The 3355-nt window shown below is 42.0% G+C and carries 5 protein-coding genes; all 5 read right to left on the bottom strand.

Annotation, left to right across the window (positions count from 1 at the left end):
* Positions 1-165 precede the first annotated feature (165 nt).
* The gene (locus tag NZM04_01070) at positions 166-447 is read right to left on the bottom strand and encodes a hypothetical protein (protein MCS7062635.1); all 282 of its coding nucleotides are present in this window, start codon (positions 445-447) and stop codon (positions 166-168) included.
* Between the two features lie 493 nt (positions 448-940).
* The gene (locus tag NZM04_01065) at positions 941-1342 is read right to left on the bottom strand and encodes a hypothetical protein (protein MCS7062634.1); all 402 of its coding nucleotides are present in this window, start codon (positions 1340-1342) and stop codon (positions 941-943) included.
* 6 nt (positions 1343-1348) lie between these two features.
* The gene (locus NZM04_01060; GenBank protein ID MCS7062633.1) at positions 1349-1939 is read right to left on the bottom strand and encodes an RHS repeat-associated core domain-containing protein; all 591 of its coding nucleotides are present in this window, start codon (positions 1937-1939) and stop codon (positions 1349-1351) included.
* Positions 1940-2082: 143 nt separating this feature from the next.
* A complete protein-coding gene (locus NZM04_01055; GenBank protein ID MCS7062632.1) occupies positions 2083-2607 on the bottom strand; it encodes a hypothetical protein in 525 nt (174 codons plus the stop codon).
* Positions 2604-3355 (bottom strand): RHS repeat-associated core domain-containing protein (locus tag NZM04_01050; GenBank protein ID MCS7062631.1); only part of this gene is annotated, 752 nt, incomplete at its 5' end. The genes NZM04_01050 and NZM04_01055, both read right to left, overlap by 4 nt.

The raw sequence follows: 3355 nt of genomic DNA, 5'->3' as shown, positions 1-3355 counted from the left end.
CTCAAACCCTATCGGATCCGGTTGCAGGAAGCGGCCGTGGACCGTGCTATAGATGCGGTTGCGGTAATACTTAGCCAGTAACGGCGAACCTTCCTTCGAGCCAGAGGCCGCACTCTGTATAGGCTTGGGAAGCAAATCGTATAGACCTGAGCCAATGCCGTCGTTTCAGTTTGCAAGCATTTCGCGCCCAGTGAACCAGAAGCGGGTGGGGCTGGCATTGTAGGAGGTAAAGTTATTCGCTGTGCTGCTGTCGGCGAGGTGGGCTTTTCCATAGACGGCGTGTCGGGTGCGGAGGATCTCGGTGCCTTGGAGAGCGATGAGGCGGGCGGTGCTGCCGAGGATGTCTTCTTGCAGGTAGTAGGCGTGTGCGGCGCGGTTGCCTACCAGGTCGTATGTCCAGCTTTGGGTTTTGCTAGCGTTCGCGTTGTTAACCGTTCCGCATTGCACTTGCGTAACTTGCCCAATGTCGTCGTAGATGTAAAGATCTTTTTTGGTGAAAATGTTATCAGCGGTTTTATAGATGGGTGATCGAGTGATCCCGGCAACGGGAGGGCTGCCTCTGTGCCGGTTCTGATTTTTCTACGATATTTGGGACGAGATGTCGAAGAGTCGCCTTAGAGACGAGCCTATGCCTCCCATAGAATATCCACACGGAAATTGCCTTCGTGATTTCTATGCAGTGTGTTAATTACACCGTTAATTAATAATAGTCAATAATTTGTCTACTACGTGCCCTTTTTCACCACCGCACTTAGTCAAATGTTTTTTGACTTTTCTCTTCCCTCAACCCTTATTCCACTGAAATTAGCGAGAAACCTACGTCCTCTTTATTTCTTTATTTTTTTTCCTACAAGACGGAGGTTATTCCCCCAAAAAAAACATGCAAAGCAACTTTATCATTTCTATATGTGGCACCAACTGCAGCATATCTTAATTTTGATCAATCACTTATCAATGCGTTTTTCTTGTCACCTTTGTCAGAGATATTGGAAGATTTTTCATCAGACTTTATATATGAATTAAAAGGATAATAAGTAGTGACTCCCCCAGTAAGAATTACATTAGTATCGGTATAACGCTTATATCCATCGTTTAACGTTACCAACAACCGATCTGCATTATCAAATCTATGGCTATTGAATTTATGAAATAGCATTTTACATAGATTACTGGTTACCTTTGAATTGAAGTTACTTTTAATAATGAAGCAATGATCTTTAATCTTTCCATCTGAAATTTCATAAACTATAATTAAATCAAGATCATTCAAATCAATTCTGTCTCTAGAGAAAAGACTAACACTGGTTATTAAGAAAAGAAAAATAAATATAAATTTAGCCATAGAAATCTAAGCAGTATTAGGATACTTATAGTCCCATACAGTTCTACAAGCTGGTGGCAGTTCTCTAAATTTACAGCATGTTCCTAGAGGAGGTGGAGTAGCAGCTGCCCTTGCTTTATTCCTGGCTACACCCTCGTTAGCATCTGCTACTTTGGGACCTTCAACTGACAAAGCACATGGTGGGATTGGCCCATCTATTAGCTGAAATAATGCATGACATATGAAATACTCAACATATTTAGCCAACCCCTCCGGATCCGTATAATTCAACGGACTATTATTCACATATCTATACCAATTCACATCCTTAGCATCAAACCCTATCGGATCCGGTTGCAGGAAGCGGCCGTGGACCGTGCTATAGATGCGGTTGCGGTAATCGTAAAGCCCTGCTCCTATCCCCCCATACTCATTCCCTAACATCTCCCGCCCTGTATACCAAAACCGCGTCATCGTATGATTGTAATAGGGTTGCCCATTCTGCAAAAATCTCACCCGCCCATACACATCATACTGCGCACGCAACACCTCATCTCCGTTCCAATTCGTCACCTGCACTATATTCCCAAATAAATACTCTGAATAATGACTTTTCATCGCCTACTGTGTCCACCTCGAATATCAAATTGTTGTCCGTTCGTCCTAATCATCCTCCCTTTTTTATATCAACTTATTCAGAATTATTTCACTCTTAATTGGCAAAAATTGATTTGACCTCGTTAACCTCTATACAGACCTAATTAAAATCCAGGACTAAAGCCTAGTATCCGATCTGCAAATCCCATCGATAACTGATACATATTATAATCTATATCATCTCTCCACCTCCCATAAGGAATGACATTATTTTTTACATTTGGAAATTCTAGTTTTAAATACGGCTGATTTAATTGATGTATAAATTCACGCCTTAAGATGAGCACGTAATGTTCTTTCTCTGAGAGACATCCATATATCCCATTTGCTATCAGATTATTTTCCTTATCTAAAAAATATATAGTAAAAGAAGCCCCTACTAACTTTCTCTTTTTGATCTTCTCAAGTTTCGGAACTTTGAGATATGTGTTTTTAATAAAATTCAACTTAAAATCATCATAAATCTCACTCATTATACATTCATTTCCCATGCCCGAATCGATCAACACTTTGTCTATCTTATCAATATCCTGAGGACTAAGAGGATTGTCTATATAGTCCTCAGCTATCAACTCACCAATCCATAATAGGCTGATGCATATTTTAACTATGATTAATTGCTTTTTCATTTCTTTGGACACTTAATAGTTCTTGTCTTTCCACATTTCGACGTGTCTATAAAATTCCTCCTTGCTACTACATACCAACCAAATTGACATGTAACTTTAACTTTCACTTCGCAACAGTCAGGCTTCTCTTTACATATCTTATTTGCTACTGCATTGATGGCCCCATCAATATCTTCACCTGCATTGCTAGAATCATAACCTCGAGGATGGTTATTCAAGTCAGGCCCAGAATCTTTATCAAATCCTTCTTGCTTGTTTAGCTCATCACCTTTACATGTCAAATAAAAACATGGCCCAGGATCAGAGCCATTTTTGCGCTGTTCTTCCCTGTTCTTGAAGTGCTCATTCGCGTTATCTGGCCCTAGCGTCCTATGCCCCATGAACACCTCTCCGGAACATAGCCCCCACGGATCTCTATACTTTAACACCCCATTCCCCACATATCTATACCAATTCACATCCCCAGCCTCAAAGCCGATCGGATCCGGTTGCAGGAAGCGGCCGTGGACTGTGCTATAGATGCGGTTTCTATAATCATATAAACCCGCTCCAAGCCCACCCCACGTATTCACCAACATCTCTCGCCCTGTATACCCTACCCTCAGCTTTGTCGCACTGTAATACGGCTGACCGCTCGGCGTAAAATACCTCGCCCGCCCATACGCATCATACCGCACACTCAACACACCATCCCCGTTCCCATCCGTCACCCGCACCACACTCCCTAACACATCCTCCTGCATATAAT

The sequence above is a fragment of the Candidatus Methylacidiphilales bacterium genome, assembly GCA_025056655.1.
Lineage (GTDB): Bacteria > Verrucomicrobiota > Verrucomicrobiia > Methylacidiphilales > JANWVL01 > JANWVL01.
Note: the sequence above shows the minus strand (reverse complement) of the source record. Positions and strands in the feature narration are given on the sequence as shown.

Excerpts from the sequence above, each read along its gene's own strand:
- NZM04_01065 (MCS7062634.1), bottom strand. The coding sequence starts at position 1,342 with ATGGCTAAATTTATATTTATTTTTCTTTTCTTAATAACCAGTGTTAGT.
- NZM04_01060 (MCS7062633.1), bottom strand. The coding sequence starts at position 1,939 with ATGAAAAGTCATTATTCAGAGTATTTATTTGGGAATATAGTGCAGGTG.
- NZM04_01055 (MCS7062632.1), bottom strand. The coding sequence starts at position 2,607 with ATGAAAAAGCAATTAATCATAGTTAAAATATGCATCAGCCTATTATGG.